The organism is Bacillus cereus group sp. Bc010 (assembly GCF_027716745.1).
Taxonomy (GTDB): domain Bacteria; phylum Bacillota; class Bacilli; order Bacillales; family Bacillaceae_G; genus Bacillus_A; species Bacillus_A pacificus.
In genome coordinates, this window is record NZ_JAQFUY010000006.1 from 90560 (window position 1) to 116225 (window position 25666).

Below are 25666 nucleotides of genomic sequence, written 5' to 3' on the forward strand. Positions count from 1 at the left end.
TCAGAGGCGAATTAAAAAATAACGATAACGCAGCTTTCACACTTTCCATGCCATATCCATTTTTCCAATATTGATTATGTATGAAATACCCCATCATCGCCCATTGATAGTCCATACGTAAAATTTTTATAAGCTCTAGCTTTCCAATATTAGCTCCGTCTTCTTTACGAAAAATACCTAATACATACATCTCATCTCGATGCGCTGCTTCATCAAAACCTCTAATCCATTCCGTGAACCATTCTTTTGTTGATGATGCCATAACTTGATAGCCATCGTCATATTTATACTGCGATGGTAGCCTCTTATGAAATCCATCGAACCAACTTTCATAATCATCATTTTTGAACGGACGGATCATAAGTCTCTCTGTCTCTATTTGTAATAGCGGCAGCTTCATTTATATCTCTTCCTCTGATTAATAATTGAATATTCTTTATTATCTTACACAATATAAAATATATAGTAAATGATTTTACATGAACAATACGAATCCTACTGAAGAAAAACTTAATGAAATTGAAAGGTGTAAAAAAGCGGTATTCTTGACGAAGAAATGAATATTATTCGAAAAAACTAAATGTGGTCATCAAAAATATGAAGTGACCCCCGAAAGTTAGACAGGTCGGTTCATTAGGCAGCCTCTAGGGTATGAGCCCGGTATTGTACCGGGCTCATACCCTTTAACTTTGCCTTAATTCTTTTATGATTATAGTAGTCTATATACTTTGCTGATTCTTGTTTGAAATGTGTTATACTTTCAAATTCTTTTCGATACAGAAATTCCGATTTCATGATACCGAAAAAATTTTCAATAACGGCATTGTCATAACAGTTTCCTTTACGAGACATACTTTGTGTTATGCCATATTGCTTAAGAGAATGACGGTATTGTTTCATTTGATAGTGCCACCCTTGATCAGAATGAATGAGGAGTTTGTCTTGATCTGTTACGTGTTCAAAGGCTTGGTCTAACATTGTTGAAACAAGGGAATAGGTCGGTCTTGAACCAATTGTATACGTGATAATTTCACCATTAAATAAATCCAACATCGGTGATAGGTATAACTTCTCCCCAAATAACTTAAACTCCGTAATATCTGTAACCCACTTCTCATTTGGTTTTTTCGCTTGGAAATTGCGATTTAAAATATTGGGCGCAATTTGCCCAACTGTCCCTTTGTAAGAACGATATTTTTTCATACGAACAAGGCGTTTTAACCCTAATTCTTTCATAAGGTGATACACTTTTTTGTGATTTATTTTGTGTCCACGATTCATCAGTTCATCACGAATACGACGATACCCATAACACCCATCATGTTCATGATAAATAGCTTGAATCAGTTCTTTTACCTCCATATTTGGATCAGGACGATTGAACTGTTTCATCCAGTAATGATATGTACTACGTGGAATGTTTGCGAGTTGAAGTAACTCCTTGATAGGAAATTCATGCCTTAACTCATAGATTACTTGTGCTTTGTCTTGTTTCGTGATTTTTCCTTGTTTTGAACTAAGGCATTCAACTTTTTTAAATATGCATTCTCCATACGTAAACGCTCATTTTCCGCTTGTAGTGCTTCTATTGAGCCTTCTACTACTGGCTTTATTTTTTTATCTTTCATGGTTGGACGCCCCTTTTTCTTTGATTTTAGGGCATCCAATCTTCCTGTTTCATAGGCAATTTTCCATTTCCGAAGTGTTTCATAAGACGGAATATTGAAAAGACCCGTTGTTACTCCGATAGATGTCCCGTGTTCATTCATATAATTAAGTACATCTAGTTTATACTGGGTAGAATAGGATGTATAGCGTTTTTCAAAAGCATTTTTACCTGAAAATTCATATCTTCTAATCCACCCACGAAGTAAGCTAGGAGTAACTCCTATAGATTTAGCAATTGTTTTTCCGCTTTCTGAACCATTTAAATATCGTTTCACCGCTTGAATTTTTTCTTTTGAAGAAAATTTAGCCATAAAAAATGCACCTCCAATTGTTAGACTGTGTCTAACAATTGGGGTGCACTTCATTTGGGATACTTCTTTAGATGTGGAAAAGACTTTCTCCACATCATGAAAAAATAGTAAATTGATTACACTTTACTATTTTTCATGATTAATTTTTACATATTTCGGAATAGAGTAGGTTCAATATGATAAATCTGCCCTATTTTATTATTTGGTTTATCTAGACTGTTTTTTATAAATTTAATATATAAAATAGATAATAGAGTGTGTAATTGAGGAAGTATACTTTAAGTGTAGGATTTAATCTGTTCCATCACCGTGTTCTTCAATAAACCACATTTCACCCTCAAGGTTATTATTTACAGTAGTATATACGCCACTATAAATAAGTCGGCCATAAAACCTCCTGGCCATACTTGTAAAGAGATTTTTCTCCCCTCCAATGATCCAAACTAATTGGAGATCAGACTTTGCTAACCATTGCTCAAGTAAGTCGGTTCTTATAAGGGCATAAGAAGGACCGGTGGTATTAGTACTAGGATCAATGAATGCTAGGTCTCCGTTTGAATCTATCCAAATTCCTGGTTCATAAGGTTTTAAACTAAGATCTAGTTCATTTACAATATGTTTATTAGGGAGATATAATGAAATTGACTCATCTATAGAGTAATCTGCGCTCCCAGATTCCCAATCATATTGACTTATAGGAACCAAATGCTTAACATTGATTAATTTATCCCAATATTCTTCAGAGTTAGGATCTATCCAGTCATGTAATGTTGTATAAGAGGGATGCCATGGGTATTCTCTTAGAAAACTTTGATGCCCAGATGAATTTAGATTTAAAATATAAGGATTACATAAATTTTTTCCTGCAAGTTGTTTTTTTAAATTCTCTACATCTTTTTTGTGTACAATGCAGGAATTAATTCGAAACCAAGCATCTTGTCTTGGTATAATATCCTCATTTTTTTCGGGGCTTTTACTCCATTTAGCGAAGCCCTTAAGAACTGTCCATTTTATTTTATTGAACGGATTTGCTCTCTCTAATAGTTCTGTGAATGTAGTGATAATCTCCCTGTTCCATAGCCAAGATTTCTGTTCATTAAAATCATCATTCACAAGAGGGAAAGTATAAGGCTGCCACCAAGAAATTTCAGAATTATCCCAACCAGAATCTCCAGTTGAACGTCTCCAAACAGTAGGATCAATGTCTCGTTTATAAATTTGCCAAGGACCAAAGAATTGAGAATCATCGACATCACTATAATTACGATCAATCCAGTGTAAATTATCCGACATTTTAGCTAATAGTTCATAAAAAGCAATCCATTGATATTTTTTTCCTATTCTTTCGATACGAGGGGCCATTCTACTAGTATGACCTGCATGCATTTTTTCGAAAGTTTCAAAGAGATTTTTGTTCCATCCTAATTCATAAGCTCTGTTACAGACCCATCTCTTACTGAAAGTGGCTGGTCTATCACTAATCCCAAGTTCAGTCAGCCATCTAAAATGTTCACATTGTTCATCACTTAATATAGATTTTATTTCTTCTTTAAGTTCTTCCCATTCATCGACATTTTCTGGCTGTTTCTCTATATAATTATCTAATTCAACTAAATCGTCAGTATCATCATCCATATCTTCAAGAATTTCATTGGCGCTTTCCCTTTTAAGTTTAATCTGTTCTAAAAATTCATGAAGGTCAAAACTATTCTTTTGAACATCTTCCATTTTTTTATCTAAAAGTGAAATATACTTTTCCTTTAAATAATCCGGTAGAGTATTAGCAAACTTGAGATGTGCTTCATATGAGGTCTCTGGTTCCGCTTCACTTAAAACAGTGGGAGACCAATTATGTACACAGCTCATAGTGTAGTTTCCAAAATCACCAAAATAACCTACTACGGAACTTTTAATTGAGCAGAAATCCCCTTCAATTAATTCATCAATTTCTTTATCAGATGGATTTACAATAGGCCAATTACTGTTATATGGAGGCCTAAAAGCGTTAGGGGTAATTTTATCTTTCAGTAGCCCTCTATGATAAGCTAATTCTAAAACCCCTCTAGCATAATCTCGAATTAATATATGTGGATAAGGATGCCCTTCTTTAAACATATAATGAAAAATAAATTCGGCGATTTCTTGGATTGCTTCATTGCTTTCAATATTACAAACAGCTCCGTATATGGCTGCATAAAGTCTTTCTACTAAATATGGATCATTAACATTATTATATTTTTTAATTAGCATCAAGGTAAAATTTGGTACATGCGATAAAATCCGCGCTAATGATTTTGTTGATTGATCACGTACTTTTCGGTTTGAAGTAGTAGTCATCCATGTTAATATAATCGCGGTTAAGCGAAGTCTTTCATTTTCAACATTGTCTAGATTTACTGAAAGTGACCATTCAATTAATGTCCTAACAATAGATTCACCTTGCTCTTCACCTTCCTCCCAATCACTTATAGCAAGATGAGTTGACCAGAAAGCATCTCTATTTGCTAATGGCATATTTATAAGTTTTTCATCTAAAAAATCAGCATTCCACGGATGGTTCGGTTCGGTAGATAATGATAAAAGTACATCTAGTCTTTCATCATTAAAACCGTAAGTAGGAAGTTGCTTAAGTAATTCAAGTGATTTTTTAGTAATTGAGTTAGGAGACCTTAGTAGGAGTATATCAGAAAATGATTTGGCAAATAACCAATCATAATTAGAAGAATCCTTTGGGATAAAGTCAATAAATTCACGATTGAATTTTTCAGGTATACAAATACCTAGAGCTTCTATTATGCCACCAAATCGATATCGGTTCGCTCCGTATATTATTTGTCCAATAAAACCATCTTTTGCAAAACTTTCAATAATATCATCGGAATTTCTAAAGTTTTTAACTATATTTTCGGCGATAAAATAATCACAGAATCTTTCATAGGTAAACCGTAATACTTCTGTTCCTCTTGTTGTCCCTTCAAAATCAGGGATTATATCAAATGAAAAAATCCCCTCATCCACTAGCAAGTTCGTTAAGCTTTCACCAATCTGTGGTTTAGGATCTTGAGAATCAATTATTTGTCTTGCCAAATTTATTGGCATGCCATCTAAATATTTTGGGAAGAGTGATTCAACAAATATATCAATTACTTTGGTAACTACATTTTCTGCTGGGAGATACCTTTTTGTTCTCATAATTATTTTTTCTATACTATCTGTATAAAAGTGAAAAATAGCACTTTGACCATGCATCCCCTTTGGAAAAGAGGTCAAATTATTCGCTTTTAATGCTTTACAGCTAGTTTTTAGAAATAATGGATTACTAAATTCCGGTGATGTTATTGGTGCACTAGGTTTTGAGATCCCTTGTTTAGAAAGATATTTTGAAGCTGCACGATGTTCATATCCTTTAAAACCAGAATGATATAAATTAACTAATTTGTGTTCACTTAAATCAGGTAGAATGTAATCCTTATATGTAGATCTACAACTAAATGCAATTGAAATATTAGGGTAGTAAGATAACTCTGTTAAAAAAGAAGAAATATTATCATACCAATCATCTCTATTTTTCCCTTCGTTAATAGCATCAATAATTATAATTGTTCTAGATTTTTTTGCTTCAGCAGCAGCATTTAATGCACCAAGTACTTGCTGTTTTGAGAATCCTTTTAATTCTAAAGCTTCTTTGATAAACTCCATTGGATCTCCGCCAGGATAATGTTGCCCAAGAAGGAATAAAGTTGGTAAACCTTTATTAAGGCGTTTAAGTGTAATGTCACATAAAAGATGAGACTTTCCTATTCCAGCCTCTCCTAGTAGAATAATAGCTTTAGCCGAAGCTATTTCTACGTTGATTCCTCTGTAAAATTCTTTTAGTGTAAAAAGATGTGTTGTAATACGTTGTACTAATATTCTATACAGTTTCTCATATTGCTCTTTTTGTTGCTTTTCTTGTATTCCAGCCATTTGGTTATAAAGTGATGTGCTACATTCAGCTGCTAATTCCTCTGCTTCGTACGTTATATTAAGGAGGTCCAAGTGACTTTGTAAAAAAGTGTTTTTCCTTAATGAAACATCGAATCTTTCATTTAAATTAATTATTTTATCTTTTAATTTAACCCAACAAACTTGGGAGTTAAATGTATTAGTCTGCTTGAAAAAGTTTGTAATTAAGTCAGTTACTAATTCATTTGAAACTCTTTGATGTTTTTTTAAGGTATTTTCCCATTCAGGGGTTAGTCCTAAACCGTCAAAATGTTGTGCTATAGGTAAATCTATATGATATTGAGGTGTAAATCGTTCACCTAAAGAATTTCTAGATTTTTGTGCGATTTTTTCAAGTAGTTTATGCTCTATTACCGGTTCATTAAACCAATATAATGCTTTCCCTGCATATCGGGGATTATCAACTGTTTGTAACATTAGACTAATTTCATGCTTACACCAATAAGTAAATTGGACATTCATGCCTTTTTCCTTAGCCAACTTGCTCCATTTCTCTACATGCTCAACCCATTTATCCCAGTTAGAATTAATGAGTTTTTCACCGCGCCCTTTTTTTCGGCTATCATTCCAATCACGAGGTAAACATACATAATATTTTGTTAAATCTGGATGTTTTACTAATGCACTTTCTACTGATTCCGAAATTTGTTTCCACTGACTTGCTTCAAGATTACTTAAAAAATATTTTGCTTGCCAAGCGTGTTCAGAACCATCGGTCAATTTCCAGTAGCATTCAACACCAGCATCTCCTCCTGCGCCATCTTTTCTTACAAAATAATCAGCATTGTCTGGTGGAGACAAATGAGCAAGTTGACATATTAGCTCTTCAAAACCGTTATCTTGACTACCATCATGATTTCTTATTTTAGAAAAGTCTATATTTAACAATTCCTCTTCCTCCATTTATATTAACAATTAAATGTATATTCATTATTGTATCATAATACGGTTGATTCATTTTTTAGGCTATTAATTCTAAAGAAAAGGAAATACCTGCGTTTCTAATAAATTAGACAGATTCAATTTTCACTACCATTTTAAACAATTATTTCATAGATTTAATTTACCTCTTTAAAATATTTCACAAATCATATAAAGTGCCTTCTTTAACTAATCTGTTTCGTTAAATAAAAAAGAAAATCCTGAAACCGGGCTTTTTAATCGAATTTTGTTTTAAATTGGCAATCTTTTTATAATATACAACATTCATCACGAACAAATCATTATCATGCTAGTATTTTAAAGGGCAATCAAAACAAAAGTTCTATTATTTTATAATCATTTATGAGAATTAATCTCATTATTTGGTTTTGTAGAAAAATCAATTTCTTAAGTTGATGGGCATATGGCGAAATCCTTTTATCATCTAAATACTATTAAAAAATTCTTTCCATATGGCTTTTTTAAAGAAAGGATATTATATCGAGCATACACCTTCGTTAGGAATTATATAGTAAAATCTGCTGATATCTCCACAATCTTTTAAATTCTACAATTCTTTTCGAATCTTCCCTTCATCTCTTGAAGAATTAAGTGATACCTTAAATTTAAATTTTTCATAATAAGGTATTAATCTAGCAAAATTTTTATCGTCCTGTTTACTTAAATCACCGTTTATTAATTTGATTTCAAGTTTTTTTGATTCTTTTAAAAAATAGTTCATTGCAATTTCGCCATTTCCAATACTATTATGTATCATTTGAATTTCATCAATTTTGAGTTCTTTTGATCTTGTTTCGTAGTCAATGTTTATTGTGGATAATATTCTCGGCAGAGTATTGATCGATTGATAAGAATTCCCCACTAAGTATATATCAAAATTTGACTCAGTGACTCTTTTAAAAATATACAATTCTTCCCCATCCTTATTAGTTTCTACACCAATTATTTCGCATTGTAGAATCTTAAACATTCGCTTAATTACTGAATGCTGTTCCTGCAATTCCTCATATTGTATTCGAATTTCATTCAAATCCTCCACTAATTTTTGATTCTTGTAATTATAACGAGCTAATTTGTTTTTAAATGCCCAATTAAAAATTTTCTCTTTAATACTCATATTAAAACCTCATCATTTAATAGTTATTATATTAGGATTATATGCTTTTAAAAATAAAATATTCCCTCACTCCTCTTACTAGCATGTTCTATTAAAAAGAGTCTCCATATCACTATCAAACCAAGATTAGGAAAAGGCAATTTCAGAAGAATTTTTTCTAAAAACTAGTGTAGATTACTGAAAATTTTGCATATCAAATAAATTCTATTGGGTTTCAATTTTTTAAACTACCTAATTATCCAACATAGTATAATTATAAACGCCATTTAATATATCAAAGGCCGTTTTCTTATAGTTTCGATGAGATTTTCATGCATTTCGCTGTAGGATGCTAAACACCCGAATATGAATCTCGTATTATCAACATCTATGAAAAAATAACTAAATGTAGAAAAATAAAAATTTCTTTTAGGAGGTACTGCAAAACCTTAACTTGATAGGGATGAAGTTATATCCCGAGTACAATTGTTGGTTTGAAAGAAAGTTTAATCAAAATTCAACATGACTATTGATAGGGAGGTACCTTGTTTGTTTTAACATACTTAAAACGATTAATTTTTTTACAAACAGCCCAACCTTATTTCAAATTAATAACACTTATTGTAAAAACCATCCATTTAATATATAATTCGCCTTAATCAATTATATTAATTGGAGGAACATTATGTATTCGAATGAACTAGTTAAAGATATTCTTATTCAAGCATTAGACACCCTTAAAGAAATTGATTTCCCAGAGAGCACACAAAAAATGACACTTGATAGTGATGGAAATATAATTACCATTAATCATGAAAAAACAGTTCCTTTAACTATATATATCCTTTAACTATATATAACCTTAGTATTATCGAAAACATTTTTAAAAATAAATATGAAGTACCATTTATCAAATTTATAATAGGTTATTTAGTAAAAGCAAAATCACTTAGTTTTATAGACCATATATTTGAAGAATTATTTGAAGAATTCCAATTATATTTAGAAGGTAAATACATCTACAGAACCGTTACATTAATCCATCGTCTAGATACTCAGAATAAAGAAATTAAATTTCCAGATTTCATTCTCAAACCTGTAGATACTGAGAATATAGAATATTTTTACAATACATTAGAATTTTATAACAATCAGTTTAAATTTAACTTTAGACACAAACTGGAATTTCATGAATCTAACGCAAGGGTTTTGTTGGAGAAAAAACAAATCCTAAGTGAATTTGAAGAATTTGAATCACGTAGAGAACATATTGAAAAGTTATCCCAAAGTATTCTTTTATATAATGGTACTCTTGATCACATTTATTTTTCACCTGTTATTACGTTCAGTTATTTTGCTGATAATGGTATGATCCGAATGATTGAATACATTAATGAGGTACATAATAAATCAAGAAGTAAACATGTAGTTATCAAAGATACCCAATTATTTACTGATTATTTCAATAAAATCATTCAATTACCTAAAAAATCTATCGCTCTTGAGAGGTTAACATCTGCCCATAACAAAGTGAATTTAGAAGATAAATTTATTGATTTAGCTATCGCCCTAGAATCAATGTATCCATCTGTCAAAGGGGAAGTGTCATTCAAAATATCATTATATACTGCTAAATTATTAGATGGCAGTCAAGATACATTTAAAAAGGTTAAAAATTTATATGGTATACGATCCAACCTAGTTCACGGTAACTCAGATCTTTCCCGAGAAAAACTACAAAAAAAATTAGAAGAATTAGATGGAATCGTACGCCAAACTATTGTCAAATCATTAGAATACAGCATCCAAGACCTTAAACTCGACAAGATGGAAGAAAATATTCTTAAAACTTTATTACCCAATTAAATACTAGAAAAAAATAGTAGTATTACGCCATGTTAATATTTCCCATGAACTAACAACCTTTCAGTAAACATTGTAGAACTAAAAAAGATGAGGATTAACTCAAAAGTTAATCTCATTTTTTTTAGAAATGATTCCATATCCAGATAATATTGATAAATATTGCAAAAATTCAGGAAGTACCACGAGTCAAATCACATTAATACAAATACGAATGAACTACTTGACTGGAGAAAAGATTATCAAATAAATAGGTTAAATGATAAATAAACTAACTGCTTCATTACATCTGCTATGTCAAATTTTATTAAATGATTCTATTATAGGGTATCGTCATAACACTATTCATCTAGTAAAAATATCTCTATAAAAAATGTTGACGTCCAAAAAGAATTAACTATAACAAAATAAAATTACATATTATTACAAATGTTTTTCTTGTGCAAAGCCTTCAAAATTATAGCCCAGAATTGCTTACGTACCTTCTTCTTTCTTTTGAAGTCTAAACAGTCACCCTTTAAGCCAAGCTTAATAAAATCGATTTTGTACGATTATCCGTTACTTCATAATAAATTTCTAACCCTTTTCGAGTACCTGTAACGACTTTAGTAGCTTTTAGTTTAGATAAATGTTGACTAATTGTACTTTGAGGCATTTGTAACATTTCATACATTGTCGTTACGTTAATAGGACCTTTTGCAACCATTATTTTTACTAATGATAAACGGACAGGATGTGCTAATACCTTCAATACTTCAGTGATTTCTTCATACATTTCTTTCATATTTTTTCTCCCCTTTTATATAAATATTAATGATATCCATATATATAATTCGAAAGGATATACGATTTTATGTCCGTCATTTTAAAAAAAATAAAAAATCTTTTCAGATGGAAAGAATCCCCCACTGATTATTAGTTGAACCAATCGGGCTTTTATGGGCAGTTGATCCCCATCTTACTTCTTTACTTTCGCTGAATTTTGAGGTAGGGGTCTTACTGCCCATTAAAGCGGGATACATTTTTCTTTCACTCGATATTATGTGGTAGGAATTTTCCTTATTGCGATCCTCTTCCATTGTTTTCTTGCTTATGTCCACTATTCCCTTGAGAATCTCTTCCATTATTCTCTTGCTGGTGCCCATTATTCCCTTGCGAGCCTCTTCCATTGTTTCCTTCCTGATTCCCATTATTTCCTTGGGAACCTCTTCCGTTGTTTCCTTGCTGATTCCCATTATTTCCTTGGGAACCTCTTCCATTGTTTCCTTCCTGATTCCCATTATTTCCTTGGGAACCTCTTCCATTGTTTCCTTTCTGATTCCCATTATTCCCTTGCGATCCTCTTCCGTTGTTCTCTTGCTGGTGCCCAGTATTCCCTTGCGATCCTCTTCCGTTGTTCTCTTGCTGATTCCCATTATTCCCTTGCGATCCTCTTCCGTTGTTCTCTTGCTGGTGCCCATTATTTCCTTGGGACCCTCTTCCATTGTTTCCTTCCTGATTCCCATTATTTCCTTGGGACCCTCTTCCGTTGTTCTCTTGCTGGTGCCCATTATTCCCTTGCGATCCTCTTCCGTTGTTCTCTTGCTGGTGCCCATTATTTCCTTGGGACCCTCTTCCGTTGTTTCCTTGCTGCAATTCTCTTCCGTTGTTCTCCTGTTGATTTCTATTATTTTCTTTTATTTGCTTCGGTTGTTGTGCCTTAGATTGCTGTTGTTCTATATACTCTCCCCTCTCGTTGCTTTCTTCTTTTACAGGAGATGCGTCCGATGATACATCAGAAGATGACTTTTGCTGTTCTTGATAAGACGGCGGTGCAGGTGGGGTAAGCAACTTTTTCTTCTCATTTTCTTGTTTTATATAAACACCCGTTCCAACTCCTGCTTTCTTGGCATCCTCCCGTATTTGCATCGTACTGCTTTGATATTCGACTGTAATATGTTTGAACTCATATTCTTTCTTTAATTCCAGCATAGCCTTTTCCAACTGTGGTTCTAACGACTTGTCCTTTGCAATAGCTGTTAGCATAACTTGCTTATCATTCGTTAAATATTTATCCTCTTGACTTTGCTTTATAATAGTGCGTATCACATCTTGCAGATGCTTATTTTCCCACCGTTTCATTTCTTTTAAAATACGCCTTCCGTCATCATTACAAGCCCGCAAATCTATAACACGAAGATCCTTCGTAACGCTCGCCTCTAAACTTGGATTTATATCAACTGAGACGTAAGCAAACACCTTTTCTTCTGGTTGATTGTAGAAAAATAACAGCCCACATAGAAAACAAGCAGCAAGTAATGATGCCGGCTTTAAGAAATAAGGGATTGAAAAACGAGATGCTCTTTGTTCTTGTTCTTCAAACGAGATTTCCTCTCCAATCATGCAAGAATCCCCTTTTCTTTTACACGTAATAAACTCTCCATTTGGTGTTAAAACAACTACGCTATGCTTTTTTATATCCATCACAATTCCTTTATTCATCATGCTTTTCTCCTCTTATGTAATCAAGAATATATGTATAGTTGTTTGCAAAAATAATACACATTGCAATAATGTATTTTCTATGTCTTTCCAACGTTTTACGACTTACCCTCACACGCGGTTCAATACGTTTAAGCGGTAACTTTTTCTTTCGGAACAGCTCCTCCATCATTTCCTCTTCCTTTATAATCATCTTTACAATTTCTATTAAGTGCTCTCGGGTGTCACGATGCTTAGGAGATTCTTTCGCAAGCTCTGAAAATGTGATTTTAAACTCAGCTAACACACTTTGAAAATGAAGAATTTCCTCCTTACGGTTACTATTGTCCATCTCTTTCATATACTCCGTAAGCGATACTTGCATTTCTAACATTTCCTCTTGCTCATCTTCTTTTAAAAAGACACGGTTATGCTTAGACTCCTTGCGTATATAGTCAATTACATCTCTTTTTATAAGAAGATCAGCAAACGCTAGAAAAGATTTCCCTTTTTTATATGAATACTGTTCAATTGCTTCGTTAAACGCAAACAATCCAATACTATATTCATCATCCTGTTCTGTAATATATCGGCGGCAAACAGACGAAATTGATTTTCTAATAAACGGCTGATACTGAACGATAAAGGCTTCCTTATCTTCTCCGTTGTTTTGGATGTTACATACGATATCTTCTATTTTCGGTTTTCTTAAGATCTTCATTACTAAACTTAACACTGGTGATCTCTCAGCCTCCCTCTGCTTTAAATAGAAAAATGGTCACTAAACAAGCGACCATTTAACCACATTTTGGTAGTACTTTTCTTTGGTCTTTTCTTCTTGCTGTTAGTTTTATTTTTCAAGTCTAACTTTTCCCAACGTTTTCTCTCGGTACTAAAGTTAATCCTATATTTTAAGGTACTTTCTTATTTTCTACCGTTCGTTTTGCTTATTCTTTTTCTATTTTATCGGCAATCCTTAAATAACTCTTCTCTATATCATTGGTAATTTCATCCTTTTATTTTGGATGCTCAACTTAATCTAGTAATTTTTATTAATACTTCAATATTCTTTCATAATCATTTTTCTTCTATCTTATTTTTCCACTATATATATTCGGAGGAATACATCGTTTTATGGGGGTCAAAAAATATTTTTATAAAAAATACATATTTATTTCAAAAATAAAAACCATTGATTTGAAAAAGGACCAATCAATGGTTTTATTATCATATCTATTAAATTAAGTTGTGCTCTCATTATATATTAGACAATCAGCTGTTCTCACTATTTCCTATCGCTTTTCTCAAGCGTTACCTTTCTTGATTATCATAATATGTCTTATCTGCATATTTTCTATCATTTCCTTTTAGATAAGCTAAGATTACTTTTGGATTTTTAAGTAAAGCCCAGTCTCCATATGTATCAAATCTCCTGCATGAAGTTATCATTCCATTTTTAATGGTACCGAATTTCTTATTATTTCGCTTTCCCCATTCTTTTAACCGTTTCGCGAAATCTGCATCTTCTGCCATCAGCATGTTTTCATTAAATCCGTTAATTGCCATGAAATCTTTTTTATAGCACCAAAAAATCCCTACAGATATAGCTCCGTATTTAAAAAGTAAGGGGATTATTATTAACATTGCGGACAGAAATATTCCTAAAGATATTCTTTCGAACTTCCCATTTACCCCACCACCAATGTATTTACCTGAAGCTAAATATGTATCTACATTAGACAACATAGATTCTGTCATTATGGTATCAGCGTCTATAGTAACGATTATTTCTCCACTAGCTATTTTCGCCCCTGCATTTCGAATTTTAGATAAGTTTTTATCATTATTTTTTAATGTAATACAATGATAAGATTTTGCTATTTCCTCTGTTTTATCGGTGCAACGATTTAAAACAACTATAACTTCCGTTTGCTCTTTATATGCCTCTGATGCATTTACAATGGAATCTAAACATTTTCCAATGTACTTTTCTTCATTATGTGCAGGAATTATAATAGAAAATTTCACATCTTTTTTCAAATTGCCTCCTGAAGGTTCGTTTGTCTCAGTCATAATATCCCCCTTATTTCATAAGATAAATATCTGTTATACATAACGTATATTAAAATTTATTAAGTTATATTATTAAAAAAGTAATTAAAACAATATGGACATCAAAAAGGCCAACAATGCAAAATTGTTAGCCTCTACTTTTCATATTCGTACCCTTTACTTCCTAACAACTGGAATCCACATTTCACCAAACACTAAACCATTTCTTCTTCCCATCTCAACCGTTGTATTTGGCCCACCAACATAGGCAAAATCTTTTGCATCTGGTAAAGCTTGACCAAAAGCGATGCCAGTCAGCTTATTGCTTAGCTCTTCAGCCGTTTTGTCTTCACCTTTCACCACTAAGTATTCTCCCTTAGGAAACTGGATCACTCTAGACTCTTCTTCTATTTGTGCTTCTGTCATAACGCCAGCATAATACATCATCTTATTATTCACTGCTTCGCTCACAGAAAAAATGTATTCATTTGTAGCTAAAGCTTTTAAAGTATCCAGTCTTCCATCTTCTTTAACGGCCGACCAAAAGTCTTCCTTTTCTTTATTTATTCCCACAAAGTCTGTATAGTCACTTTTAATTTCAGTTCCAATACCTAGCACAATAAAGCTATCTTTTTCTTCAATCGTATAATTTTTCATATTCAAAACCTTCCTCTTTTTTTATTAATCAAACGATTTATCTTTTCATCTGATACGTTTATAATACCTTTAAACCATGTCAAAAAATGATACTGTTTAGGAGACCAAAATGAAAAAAGTTGAACGGATTAATACAATTATGCAGTATATCAACAACCGCTCCCACTTTACAATTTCAGAAATCATACGAGAATTTAATATATCACGATCAACAGCTATTAGAGACATTAGAGAAATAGAAGCTATGGGGATGCCACTTGTCGCTGAAGTTGGGAGATCTGGTGGATATTTTGTCATGCATAATTCTATCCTACCCGTTGTTCGCTTTACTGATAACGAAGTGAAAGCTCTTTTTATTGCCTTTATGGCTAAAAGAAATCAACAACTCCCTTATCTAAAGAGTCGGCAATCTTTAGCGGAAAAGCTACTAGGACTCATTTCAGAAACCCAGCAAGATGACCTTGTTCTTTTAAATCAACTTTTGCTTTTTGAAGGGACTAATCCTCATAACCCTGATCTACTTGAGCTTTCTGACCTTCCTCACCCTATGTTAGAAAAACTCATTCAAATCCTTCTTTTGGATAGATATTTATTGATTACTGTCAAAGAAGAAATCAAGTCTTATCCAATTTACCTATTACACCTTTATAAAGAAAAAAGCTATTGGATGATTGAAGGATTTGACTTAAAAGAAGAAAAGAAGCTGATGTTTCCTGTCGATGACCTCATCAATATCGAACCGTACACGCCCAAAAAGAGGTTACATAAGAAACAGATTTTAGAAAGACTGAGTAAGAAGGACGAAGCAATTAACCTTGTATTTGAACTTGGTCCGAAAGCAATTGCACAGTTCAAAAAGTACCACCCTTTCAAAGTTTCAATATCTTATACAAACCCTTACCAATCTACAGCTATTTTAAAAACATTTATCGATGTTCACAATTCCGATGAAGTGACAGAGATGACAAATTGGCTGCTTTTCCTAGGTAAAGATATTACAATTAGGGAAATGCCTGAAGAAGTATTAAAAGATTTACAAGAGCGGTTATGCTTATACACTCCATAAGCAGTGACTAGTTAAACCTCAAAATATTGAGTTTAGTTCGTTACCAGTTGCCCATATTTTCAAATACAATGAGTATAATACTGGTAAAAGACAAATAGAAAGAGCATATTTTGAAAAAAATTTAATCAAAACATGCTCTTATGTCATCGAACTGCTCAACTAAAACAACGGCTAATCCACTAACCACCTCATATAATTTTTCTTAATAACCTTACTATAATTGGTGTCTTTAATGTCTCCTTTATTAATGAATTTTTGTGTTTCATAAAATTACTGATCTGTTTTCGCCTATTTGGAACCATTAACAAAGGTAATCTACTAGGATTAAACCACCCAATTTTTGCAGTTTCAGGTCCATTATTTATTGGCTCTCCTCCTAGTAATCTCCCTGAAAATAAATGTTGCATATCATCGTATTGAGGCTGGTGATATTCTCCTATTTTACGCTCAATAACAATTATATAGCCTGTTTCTTCTTTAGTTTCTCTTATAGCACACTTCTCTAACTGTTCATTTTCTTCTAGTCTTCCCCCAGGCAAATCCCAGATAGGATAATCATTTCGTTTAACTAGTAATATTTTCCCTTCATTATTATCAACAATAGTAAAGCACCCTGTGGTTTTTGTAGTATTCATTATAAATATGCTCTCCTTAACTTACCCAATTGCCAATCAACTAGTGTTTCTCTATATCTAAAAAATTTGCCTTCTCGCTGAATGAAATGGACCATATAAAAAGAAAAGCACGGAACCCCCCCGTACTTTTCTAAACATATATATCATTCCGATAAATTAAGTCACCTCGATACTTACCCTAACTGACGTTTAAATGCTTTACTAGCGAAAAAGTAAGAGATAATCATTATACCTATGCACCAAGTGAGCGCAATCCAAATATCGTTACCAACAGTTCCTTCATATAATAGAGCACGAATCGCATTCACAATTGAAGTGACAGGCTGGTTTTCAGCAAATGCACGAACAATTTTTGGCATCGTTTCGGTAGGTACGAAGGCCGAACTAATAAATGGAAGAAAAACGAGTGGGTACGAATATGCTGTCGCCCCTTCCATAGACTTCGCTTTCAGCCCTGGAATGATAGCTAGCCATGTGAGCGATAACGTAAACATTCCTAGTATCCCAGCTACTGCAAGCCAATCTAGCATATTCGCACTGGAACGAAAGCCCATTAAGAGTGCAACAAGAATAACCACCACGATAGTAAGTACATTAGCAACAAGAGAGGTTAATACGTGAGCCCACAATATCGATGAGCGCTTAATAGGCATCGTAATGAAACGTGCCATTAGCCCACTCTTTACATCCGTAAATAGTCGCACGGAAGTGTAAGCTACACCGGATGCGATAGCCATTAGCAAAATTCCCGGCAATAAATAATTTACGTAGTTTTCCGTTCCTGTTTGTATTGCGCCACCAAACACGTAGACAAATAATAGCATCATCATAATCGGTGTAATCGCTACTGTAATAATTGTATCCGGACTACGCATAATATTACGCATTAAGCGCCCTAGTAATACCCCTGTTTTGCTTTTCATTTACATCTCCCCCTTTTTACCGATAATCGCAAGGAAAATTTCTTCCAATGTCGGCTGCTTCTCGATATACTCCACTTTTGCTGGCGGGAACATCTCTTTCAGTTCAGTAAGAGTACCTGTCGTAATAATTTTTCCGCCATGTAAAATAGCGATACGGTCAGCTAATTGTTCTGCTTCCTCTAAATACTGGGTTGTTAGTAAGATGGTTGTTCCTCCACCAGCAAGCTCTTTGACAGTATCCCACACTTCAATCCGTGCTTCCGGATCAAGCCCTGTCGTCGGTTCGTCAAGAAAAATAACTGCTGGCGCCCCGATCAAACTCATTGCGATATCAAGCCGGCGCTTCATCCCACCTGAATACTGATCTGCCCTCTGATTAGCTGCACCAGTCAAGCTAAATCTCTCAAGCAAATTGTCAGCGACTTGTGCAGGATTGGAAACTCCGCGTAACTTAGCAACCATTATCAAGTTTTCTCTCCCAGTTAACATGCCGTCTAAAGCTGCGAACTGCCCTGTCAAACTAATACTTTGACGAACATGATCTGGTTGGCGCTTAATATCAAATCCGCAAATACTTCCTTCACCGCCATCTTGTTTCAGTAGCGTCGAAAGGATGTTGACTATTGTCGTCTTTCCCGCTCCATTTGAGCCTAGCAGCGCAAAAATTTCTCCACGCTGCACCTCAAAATCCACTCCCTTTAAGACTTCTTTATCTCTAAAAGCTTTTTTTAACCCTTTTACAGAAATCGCTGCATTACTCATACTTTTTCCCCCTTATAAAATTAAATTACCTGCACCCTCTATTTAGTATCACTTATAATCTGTATTACTTAGTAGCGGTTTAAAAATATAACTGAATAGCGATGGCGTTAGTTCACATTTATGACCAGCTAATCAGTCGGTATTACTTGTTGCATTTATTTTTTTCTCAATTTCTTCATAATACTTTCATTCAAATCTTCACGATACTTAGAAACATACGTTTTAGCGTTTGCCACTAGTTCGTCAGCAAAAGATGCCACATCTTCCCCAGTAATATCTAACACTTGTCTGCCTTCCGCTGCACCAGCTTCAAACAAATCGATTAATTCGTACTGAATGTGCAGCATATCCATCCCGTTTCCGGTCGAAAAATTCCACATGTAGTTTTGAATTTTCTTAAACACAAACTGATAGTCCTCTGGCAGTGCTGCAACACGTGCCATCATCATTCTGTACTCTTTTTTATCACCAATTAATTTTTTGAATATTTCCAACATCTTATTTTCCTCCTTTTTTTATAAAGCAGAACCAGAAACTCTCCAAATATGAGCCGAAACATTTTATATTATGAGGCTAGTTTGACTTCAAGACGTTAATTTTTGACGATACAAAATCCCATTTTTTCCAAAACAATTCAAGTTCCTGACGTCCAGCTTCATTTAATGAATAAAACTTACGAGGCGGTCCCATATCTGATGGTTTCTTTTCAATATTCACAAGCTTTTTCTTCTCTAATCGTACGAGGATAGTATAGACTGTTCCTTCCACGACTTCTGTAAACCCAAGATCATTCAGGTGGCGAGTAATCTCATAACCATACGTTTCACGGCGACTAATGATTTCCAGCACACACCCTTCCAGTGAACCTTTCAACATTTCAGTTAAATTTTCCATGTTCTGATCCTCCTTTACCCCCTATTCTGTCTGACTTATATTCAGTATTACAGAGTACTAAGGCGAATTTTTTACTGAGTAGCTTTTTTGAATTCATACTATTCAGTATCACTTATTACGTCTACATTGTATGACTAAGTAGCAATAGATGTCAACTAATTTTCAAATTTTTTCTGAAATCCGCAATTACCTATTGTCTACTGAAAATATTTTGAGAAACAACACTACTCAGTATTGCTTATTACAAGTATATTGTATGACTAGGTAGCGATGAATGTCAACTCGATTTTTATATTTTTTCTAAAATCAACTATTTCAGAATGCGTATAAATATTAATTCCTTTTCCTTCCGTTTGCTTTAATAGTTCTTCTAACGCAAATAAATTATGGCCTGTAACTACAATAGCTTTACCTTCTACATGGTTTTGTGTAATTTGAACAGGCTCTGGCACACCAAAATGATTCGTATGTGCCTCATCTAGCAACTCCATTACTCGTAAAGCCGATTTCCCAACTTTCATAGCCATATCAATATGTTCTTGTTTGTTAAAGTTAGAATTGGTTAATGTCATATACAGTGCTTCTTGCGTCGTAGCATCTACAAATGCATCCGTATATCCTAGCTGAGCAGCATGCGTACGATAAGCAGCAATTCCTTTTAATCCAAACAAAATCGTATCTTGCAAACTTGCAATTGTTTCATTTTTACCGCAAACACCTATTACTTTACATCCGCCTGTTGGCGTTTGTTCACATTGATAACAAAACATTATCATCCCACCCTCTCCCAATGATTACTTACAAACTAAGGATAATACCCATTGAGAAAAAAGGATGTGATATCAATCACAATAATATATAAGAATTTGTGACAGTTCCCATTGTTAACATAATATTCTTACTGTACCCTAATATTCATACTCGCACATAATTTATTTGCATCATATGTAGGTGCACTTTTAAGGAATACAAATATCGTATCCATCTAACATTTCACAATTTTTTCCTTACTGATGGTACAATTATAGTTATGGAGGGACAATATGATGGTATATATGATGTTTTATTATGGGATACTGTTTCTTATACTCGGTATTGCAGTATTTCTGTTTATTATGGCTGGGTCACGAAAAATTAGAAATAAAAATCTTTCATTCGTATTGATCGCTTTAGGGATAAATATACTTGTAAGCCCAATGGCACTTTTAATAGGGGGGATGGCAACAGATTCTCCATATAGTACTGCACTTGATTTTTGGAAAGGATTTTTCTTTATTCAAGGAATACCTCTTTTCTTACTACTTATAGCTTTCGTTTGTTGGCTTATTCGCCCGCCAAAAGTAATAGTTCAAACGAGTATTGAAAAAGACCTTGAACAAAATAGTAAAAGTACTAAGAAAAAAAGAACACGAGGTCGTCCAATTACTGCCTTACGTATTGTAATTCCAATTATTTTAGTAGTAGGCTGTTTGTCTTACATTTTGTATTTACAAGACATTACACTTAAAAAAAGTCATTCTCCAAATAATAAAAATACGATTAAAGTAGTGAAAATAGATTCAGACTCTTCTCATGGTTCCTCTCCCGTCAGAATTAAATACGGCTTATGGGAACATTTTGACATAAGTATTGCAAATGAGGGAGAACGTCTCGATTCCTCAAACGTTTTCGTAGATTGGAAAAACGATTATGAAGCAACGATAACACTACGAGGAAAAGAATCCGTACCTGAAGTTGTGGAATTTAATGTATCAAATAAATCCAATGGTCCTGTTTTTAAGAAGGTACAAAAAGTGGTCAGTTCCTTTACCTTTCAAAAAAGTGAATCTCCAAATTTAATAAATATTATCGAGCTTAGAGAAACAATAAAATCAAAAGGACCAAGTCCTAGTTCAACTGTAAGAATCTATTATGGGAAAAGAGGTAGCATTTTAGAAAAATATAAAGAGGTCACTCTTAAGGAAATGTATACGACAGACAACTTCAATATCAATTGGAGAAACGATGAACAAGTACAAGTAGAAGTAATAGAGGAAAATGTAGTAACAGCTACCATCGTGATTGATTTGTCAAAATGAATTTATTTTTCACATGTTATAACTGTGTTCTATCCGGCACACGAGAGATACATAGCATTTATAAATGAATAGATTTACAGACATGGTGAACCGCCCCTTTCTTTACAATACATTTACATTATCTTAACATTGTTTACATTATTTATATGATATATTTATATAGAATCTACTTAATAAATTTCATGTACATTGTTATCTTTATAATCTCTGATTTAATTGATAAGAGATTATGTTATATTTTTATACCAGGGGTGAATGAGGATGACTGAAACTTTAAAAACGCTTATAATGCTTGATGCTACTTACGTTGTTATCGCAATTATGACGGTACTGGTATTTGTATACTTGGAATTAAAATCTCAGTAACGTATGCGGACTTCGCATTTAAATATAGTTAGAAGAAAGCGAGGAGAAAATTGTTTCTCCTCGCTTTTTTTATTTCAACAAATCCAATGTATGTAGAAGTAAATCTCTATCCCCTACTCCCCCATGACCAGGCACTACTGAATTGATGTTTCCATATCGCTTCAGCACATTCTCAATCGATATAGGCCATTCATTTACATAGGCATCTGCAACGTTTCCTAAATCTTTCGAGGACGCAGATTTAACTAAACAGCCTCCAGCTAAAATGTTATATTGCGGTAACCACACGACGATATTATCTTCTGTATGTCCTTTCCCTGGATAAAATGTTTCTACTTTCATATTTCCAAACTTTAAATTCGTAATGGTTTGTAAGTCTCCAAGCGGTTCTTCATATCCACCTTTCTTTGCTAGTTCCGCAGTTAGTACTGTACTATGCGCTTTAATGCCTCTTTCTTTCAATGTTTTCATTCCACCAATTCGATCAGCGTGTGCATGTGTAATAATGACATCTGTTACGCGCTTCTGAAATTTCTTTTCTACCATTTCTATTAGTTCCTTCGTTAATTTGTCATCCCAAGAAGAATCAACAAGTACTAACCCCTTTGAAGTAGTAAGAACTAAACCGTTCGAAGGAACTGCTTCTCCGTTAAAATAACCTAACTCCGTATGAACCCATACATTTTTGTTTAACTGAGAAATCGAAATAGTTCCTGCCTCATTTTTTATTACTTTTTGCTCTAGCTTTTGTTCCGCTTTCACAGAAGAAATTGTACTAACAAATTGAGTTGTTCCTAGTAAACTAACACATACCCCTACTTTTAATAATGTATTCTTTTTCATTTTCTCCACCCTTTCTTTCAAACGAAATAGTTATTACCTATAATAGACAATTTATCTCAAATGTTTGTTCCATCTTTTCTTACATATTTTTCATACCATTAATAAAAAGCGCACAAAATTTTGTGCGCTTTTTAACTTCCCTTTTACCATTCACGTTTTTTATTTATCATCATTTTTTCCTCAAACGCCTTCTCTAAATCAATTTCTAACTTGTTTGCTAAATCACATACATTCCAAATTACATCAAACATTTCTAAACCGATTTCTCTTTTTGCATCTTGTATTTTATCGCGCTTCAATATAACTTCCGCTAATTCCCCTAATTCTGCCATTGCATACATTGTACGCTTTTCAATTGTTGTATCTTGAAATCCTTTTTCTTCACTGAAATTTGATACATATCTCTGGAATTCCACAATATTCATACTTAATCCCCCTTCATGATACATACTCCATTTTCTATTACACTTATATTTTGTTAAATTATAACATTCATACTATAATTGATTTATAGCCCTTTAACGGAGGTGTTCTCAATGACTCTCTTCGCTTCCCCATCATTATTCATACTAGCAATCATTTCATTTGCACTAGCTTATTTCATCGGAGTAAAACAATACACTTGGCTCTTATCAGGATTCAATGAACGCCGCGTGCTTGATAAAGTGAAGTTATCAAAAATAGTTGGTCTTTATAATTTAACTGCTGGTGTTATCGCCACAATTGATAGCGTCTTCCTTACCCCTAATGTAAAAATCGCATTTCCTATCATTATAATTGGCCACGTTATAATCGCTGCTTATGTAAATACACGCATGGTCCAATAAAAAAGACCATCCAAACGGATGATTTTTTTTATAATTTATCAACATATTGCTTCGCTTCTAGTAAAGAAAACCCAAAAGCCTCTCTTACTCTCTTAACTGCTGTAACTGTTTTTCCTTCTTCCATAAGTTGACGCAACTCTTTATTAATTTCAGGTTCTCTATCTATAATTCCCATTTCTTTCGAAATTAGCTGTAGTCTATCTTCCATCCTCTTTAAACACGCATCCGTTTTCTTTTCGATTTTATTTAATTTTTCAACGATATAAATAAACCCAAAGATCGCTATCGGTATGATCATCCAAAATTCCATGACTATCCCTCCTTATTAGCTTTCATTTGTTTTATTTCACTAGCTTATGTAAATTTTACCACAATAAGAATTTAATGTATAATAGTATTATACAACATCGTTGATAAACCTTTTATTTTAGGGGGACACTTTATGAAAAGATTTTTTAAGACGTTACTACAATTTGTAGTTCTTTCACTTGCACTACATTTATTATTTGATATCGTTGGCTGGCTTGTTTTCAATGCGCCAATTAAAAATAAACAAATCATTATTTCCTTACTAACAACTTCATGGCTTATGTACATGTACCGCGATAAATTTTTTAAAACATTCACTTCGAATTAACGAAAAAACTTCATCGATAACAGATGAAGTTTTTTCTTTTTCTCCCCATTTACTACTGTATAATAGAACTAACATTCTGTCTTTTTAAGAAAGGAGTCACTATGAACTTAAAAAGTAACAATATATACGAGAAAATGAAACAATATTCCGTTGCAGGTTTAAGCCTTGCCGTTATACGTGATGGTAAACTAGATGAAACAACTGTATTCGGAACACTTGAAACTGGAACAAATAAAACTGTCACTACGAATTCTATATTCAATTCTTGCTCAATTAGTAAATTCATCACTACAATGCTCGTACTAACGTTATTAGAACAAGAAATTGTGCATTTAGATGAAGACGTAAATGATAGACTCACATCTTGGAATATTCCTACCAATCTATTTACCTCACAGAAAAAAGTCACGTTGCGAAATTTATTAAGTCACCAATCTGGAATCATTGATCCTCCTAATAGCTTTGAACATTATACACTAGCTCAAGGGCAACCAAGCATGTCTAAACTCCTTGCCGGTAAAACATCCTATTGCTCCGTACCGATAGAAATAACTTATAAACCGGAAAGTGAATTTCACTACTCTGATGCAAACTTTTGTATTATCGAACTACTACTTGAAGATATAACTGGAAAATCATTTAACCTTTTACTAGAAGAATATATATTTCAACCACTGCAAATGAAGAATAGTACCATCTTCTCTCCTGAAGACATAGATAAAACCGATGCTTTTGCTTGCGGGCATAATAAAGATGGCACCGTTACAAATGAGAAGTATCCATTCTATCCATTCGCAGCTGCTTCAGGTATTTGGACAACACCAACTGACTTATCAACTTTATTAATTGAAATCATTCATTCCTTACAAGGAAAGGGTAAACTAAAACTTTCTCAAAAAACAGTTCAAGATATGATTTCTCCTCAAGGTTGCTCAAAATGGACTGGACTAGGTGTTTTTCTAGATGATTCTAACGAAGACTTACAAATGTATTCACTTGGATGGGGCGTTGGATTTCAATGTATGATGGTAAGCTACCCATACCGAGGGAATGGCGCTATTATAATGACGAACGCTGACTTAGGTGTTCATCAAACGGAAGGGATTATTGGCGATGTTTTAAAAACGTTATCCTTATAATGAAAAGAAAGAAGCTGTTCCTTTCAGCTTCTTTCTTATATAACATTTTTCGCAACAATTTTTATATGTTCTGGTGCAATAATCTCCGTTATACTTTCTTGGAAATCTTCCTGCAACATTTCTTCAATATGTTCTAGCTGCACTTCAACATGTGTGCATTCTAAATTATGTATATTTAAAAGTGCATAATGATCTTTTTTCTTTATTACTAAATATTGATTTTCCTCTGTTACAAGTACAGAACCTAATCGTACTCCTAGTAGGCGTTGATCATCAAACTTCACAACCATCCCCCCTTACTTTATATGTAATAAAATAACATTTTATGTAATCCGTTCTTTATAAACTATATCACAATTTATTAAAATATAAATATCATTTTGCTTTTTACTAAAAAACCCTTATTCTTTTATATATTTCGATACAAAAAACTTTCTCAACA

The 25666-nt window shown here is 33.3% G+C and carries 24 protein-coding genes and 2 pseudogenes; 7 read left to right on the forward strand and 19 right to left on the reverse strand.

Annotated elements, in window-relative coordinates:
• Positions 1–7: 7 nt before the first annotated feature.
• The 4 genes and pseudogenes from PDQ68_RS10010 to PDQ68_RS10025 form a co-directional block, all read right to left on the reverse strand.
• A pseudogene (locus tag PDQ68_RS10010) lies at positions 8–400 on the reverse strand (GNAT family N-acetyltransferase); the annotation flags it as partial.
• Between the two features lie 233 nt (positions 401–633).
• Positions 634–1979, reverse strand: a protein-coding gene (locus tag PDQ68_RS10015) for an IS3 family transposase (protein WP_153016948.1) whose coding sequence is annotated in 2 segments (ribosomal slippage) — positions 634–1538 and positions 1538–1979 — 1347 coding nt in all. Because the reading frame shifts where the segments join, the coding sequence is not laid out codon by codon here.
• Positions 1980–2270: 291 nt separating this feature from the next.
• The gene (locus PDQ68_RS10020; protein ID WP_270786671.1) at positions 2271–6872 is read right to left on the reverse strand and encodes an NACHT domain-containing protein; all 4602 of its coding nucleotides are present in this window, start codon (positions 6870–6872) and stop codon (positions 2271–2273) included.
• A 601-nt stretch (positions 6873–7473) separates the two neighbouring features.
• Positions 7474–8043: a hypothetical protein gene (locus PDQ68_RS10025; RefSeq protein WP_061184267.1), complete on the reverse strand. Its 570-nt coding sequence runs from the start codon at positions 8041–8043 to the stop codon at positions 7474–7476.
• Positions 8044–8707: 664 nt separating this feature from the next.
• On the opposite strand from PDQ68_RS10025, the gene PDQ68_RS10030 reads away from it, so the two are divergent.
• On the forward strand, positions 8708–8872 hold the full coding sequence (locus PDQ68_RS10030; protein ID WP_270786672.1) for a hypothetical protein: 165 nt from the start codon (positions 8708–8710) through the stop codon (positions 8870–8872).
• Between the two features lie 362 nt (positions 8873–9234).
• Positions 9235–9888 (forward strand): HEPN domain-containing protein, encoded by a 654-nt coding sequence (locus PDQ68_RS10035; RefSeq protein WP_270786673.1) that lies wholly within the window; start codon positions 9235–9237, stop codon positions 9886–9888.
• A gap of 514 nt (positions 9889–10402) precedes the next feature.
• Here PDQ68_RS10035 and PDQ68_RS10040 read toward each other — a convergent pair.
• The 5 genes from PDQ68_RS10040 to PDQ68_RS10060 form a co-directional block, all read right to left on the reverse strand.
• Entirely contained in the window at positions 10403–10669 is a 267-nt protein-coding gene (locus tag PDQ68_RS10040; RefSeq protein WP_061182856.1) for an ArsR/SmtB family transcription factor, read from the reverse strand.
• Between the two features lie 275 nt (positions 10670–10944).
• The gene (locus PDQ68_RS10045; protein ID WP_270786678.1) at positions 10945–12366 is read right to left on the reverse strand and encodes an anti-sigma factor domain-containing protein; all 1422 of its coding nucleotides are present in this window, start codon (positions 12364–12366) and stop codon (positions 10945–10947) included.
• Positions 12359–13081: an RNA polymerase sigma factor SigI gene (gene sigI, locus PDQ68_RS10050; RefSeq protein ID WP_000950303.1), complete on the reverse strand. Its 723-nt coding sequence runs from the start codon at positions 13079–13081 to the stop codon at positions 12359–12361. The genes PDQ68_RS10045 and sigI overlap by 8 nt, the downstream gene beginning before the upstream one ends.
• Before the next feature lie 575 nt (positions 13082–13656).
• Positions 13657–14418 carry a glycosyltransferase family 2 protein gene (locus PDQ68_RS10055; RefSeq protein ID WP_061182854.1) on the reverse strand — a complete coding sequence of 254 codons (762 nt, stop codon included), beginning with the start codon at positions 14416–14418 and terminating at the stop codon, positions 13657–13659.
• 156 nt (positions 14419–14574) lie between these two features.
• Entirely contained in the window at positions 14575–15054 is a 480-nt protein-coding gene (locus PDQ68_RS10060; RefSeq protein ID WP_061182853.1) for a GyrI-like domain-containing protein, read from the reverse strand.
• A gap of 109 nt (positions 15055–15163) precedes the next feature.
• Here PDQ68_RS10060 and PDQ68_RS10065 point away from each other — a divergent pair, with 109 nt between their 5' ends.
• The gene (locus PDQ68_RS10065) at positions 15164–16120 is read left to right on the forward strand and encodes a helix-turn-helix transcriptional regulator (protein ID WP_270786674.1); all 957 of its coding nucleotides are present in this window, start codon (positions 15164–15166) and stop codon (positions 16118–16120) included.
• 188 nt (positions 16121–16308) lie between these two features.
• Here the strand turns inward: PDQ68_RS10065 and PDQ68_RS10070 are convergent, their stop codons facing one another.
• From PDQ68_RS10070 to PDQ68_RS10095, 6 genes and pseudogenes are all read right to left on the reverse strand, one after another.
• The gene (locus tag PDQ68_RS10070; RefSeq protein ID WP_061182851.1) at positions 16309–16755 is read right to left on the reverse strand and encodes an NUDIX hydrolase; all 447 of its coding nucleotides are present in this window, start codon (positions 16753–16755) and stop codon (positions 16309–16311) included.
• A gap of 173 nt (positions 16756–16928) precedes the next feature.
• Positions 16929–17678: an ABC transporter permease gene (locus PDQ68_RS10075; RefSeq protein ID WP_000837838.1), complete on the reverse strand. Its 750-nt coding sequence runs from the start codon at positions 17676–17678 to the stop codon at positions 16929–16931.
• Positions 17679–18440 carry an ABC transporter ATP-binding protein gene (locus PDQ68_RS10080; RefSeq protein WP_000063317.1) on the reverse strand — a complete coding sequence of 254 codons (762 nt, stop codon included), beginning with the start codon at positions 18438–18440 and terminating at the stop codon, positions 17679–17681.
• Positions 18441–18595: 155 nt separating this feature from the next.
• On the reverse strand, positions 18596–18937 hold the full coding sequence (locus PDQ68_RS10085) for a DUF1048 domain-containing protein (RefSeq protein ID WP_000889650.1): 342 nt from the start codon (positions 18935–18937) through the stop codon (positions 18596–18598).
• Positions 18938–19013: 76 nt separating this feature from the next.
• Positions 19014–19334: a PadR family transcriptional regulator gene (locus PDQ68_RS10090; protein ID WP_000429483.1), complete on the reverse strand. Its 321-nt coding sequence runs from the start codon at positions 19332–19334 to the stop codon at positions 19014–19016.
• Positions 19335–19642: 308 nt separating this feature from the next.
• A pseudogene (locus tag PDQ68_RS10095) lies at positions 19643–20104 on the reverse strand (anaerobic carbon-monoxide dehydrogenase catalytic subunit); the annotation flags it as partial.
• A 276-nt stretch (positions 20105–20380) separates the two neighbouring features.
• On the opposite strand from PDQ68_RS10095, the gene PDQ68_RS10100 reads away from it, so the two are divergent.
• On the forward strand, positions 20381–21412 hold the full coding sequence (locus tag PDQ68_RS10100) for a hypothetical protein (protein WP_270786679.1): 1032 nt from the start codon (positions 20381–20383) through the stop codon (positions 21410–21412).
• 435 nt (positions 21413–21847) lie between these two features.
• On the opposite strand, the gene bla2 is transcribed toward PDQ68_RS10100, so the two are convergent.
• Both bla2 and PDQ68_RS10110 read right to left on the reverse strand, forming a co-directional pair.
• Positions 21848–22621 carry a BcII family subclass B1 metallo-beta-lactamase gene (gene bla2 / locus PDQ68_RS10105; RefSeq protein WP_016718123.1) on the reverse strand — a complete coding sequence of 258 codons (774 nt, stop codon included), beginning with the start codon at positions 22619–22621 and terminating at the stop codon, positions 21848–21850.
• Between the two features lie 143 nt (positions 22622–22764).
• Complete coding sequence (locus tag PDQ68_RS10110) at positions 22765–23046, reverse strand: MazG nucleotide pyrophosphohydrolase domain-containing protein (protein ID WP_061182850.1); 282 nt, start codon at positions 23044–23046, stop codon at positions 22765–22767.
• 111 nt (positions 23047–23157) lie between these two features.
• Between PDQ68_RS10110 and PDQ68_RS10115 the strand changes: the two genes are divergently transcribed.
• Positions 23158–23448: a DUF3784 domain-containing protein gene (locus PDQ68_RS10115; RefSeq protein ID WP_061182849.1), complete on the forward strand. Its 291-nt coding sequence runs from the start codon at positions 23158–23160 to the stop codon at positions 23446–23448.
• A gap of 28 nt (positions 23449–23476) precedes the next feature.
• Here the strand turns inward: PDQ68_RS10115 and PDQ68_RS10120 are convergent, their stop codons facing one another.
• Complete coding sequence (locus tag PDQ68_RS10120; protein WP_016718125.1) at positions 23477–23758, reverse strand: hypothetical protein; 282 nt, start codon at positions 23756–23758, stop codon at positions 23477–23479.
• 132 nt (positions 23759–23890) lie between these two features.
• Here PDQ68_RS10120 and PDQ68_RS10125 point away from each other — a divergent pair, with 132 nt between their 5' ends.
• Together PDQ68_RS10125 and PDQ68_RS10130 are read left to right on the forward strand one after the other, a co-directional pair.
• Positions 23891–24085, forward strand: coding sequence for a hypothetical protein (locus PDQ68_RS10125; protein WP_016718126.1), 195 nt, complete (start codon positions 23891–23893; stop codon positions 24083–24085).
• Between the two features lie 101 nt (positions 24086–24186).
• Positions 24187–25224, forward strand: coding sequence for a serine hydrolase domain-containing protein (locus tag PDQ68_RS10130; protein WP_061182848.1), 1038 nt, complete (start codon positions 24187–24189; stop codon positions 25222–25224).
• Positions 25225–25259: 35 nt separating this feature from the next.
• Here the strand turns inward: PDQ68_RS10130 and PDQ68_RS10135 are convergent, their stop codons facing one another.
• A complete protein-coding gene (locus PDQ68_RS10135) occupies positions 25260–25508 on the reverse strand; it encodes a hypothetical protein (protein ID WP_000666946.1) in 249 nt (82 codons plus the stop codon).
• Between the last annotated feature and the right edge of the window lie 158 nt (positions 25509–25666).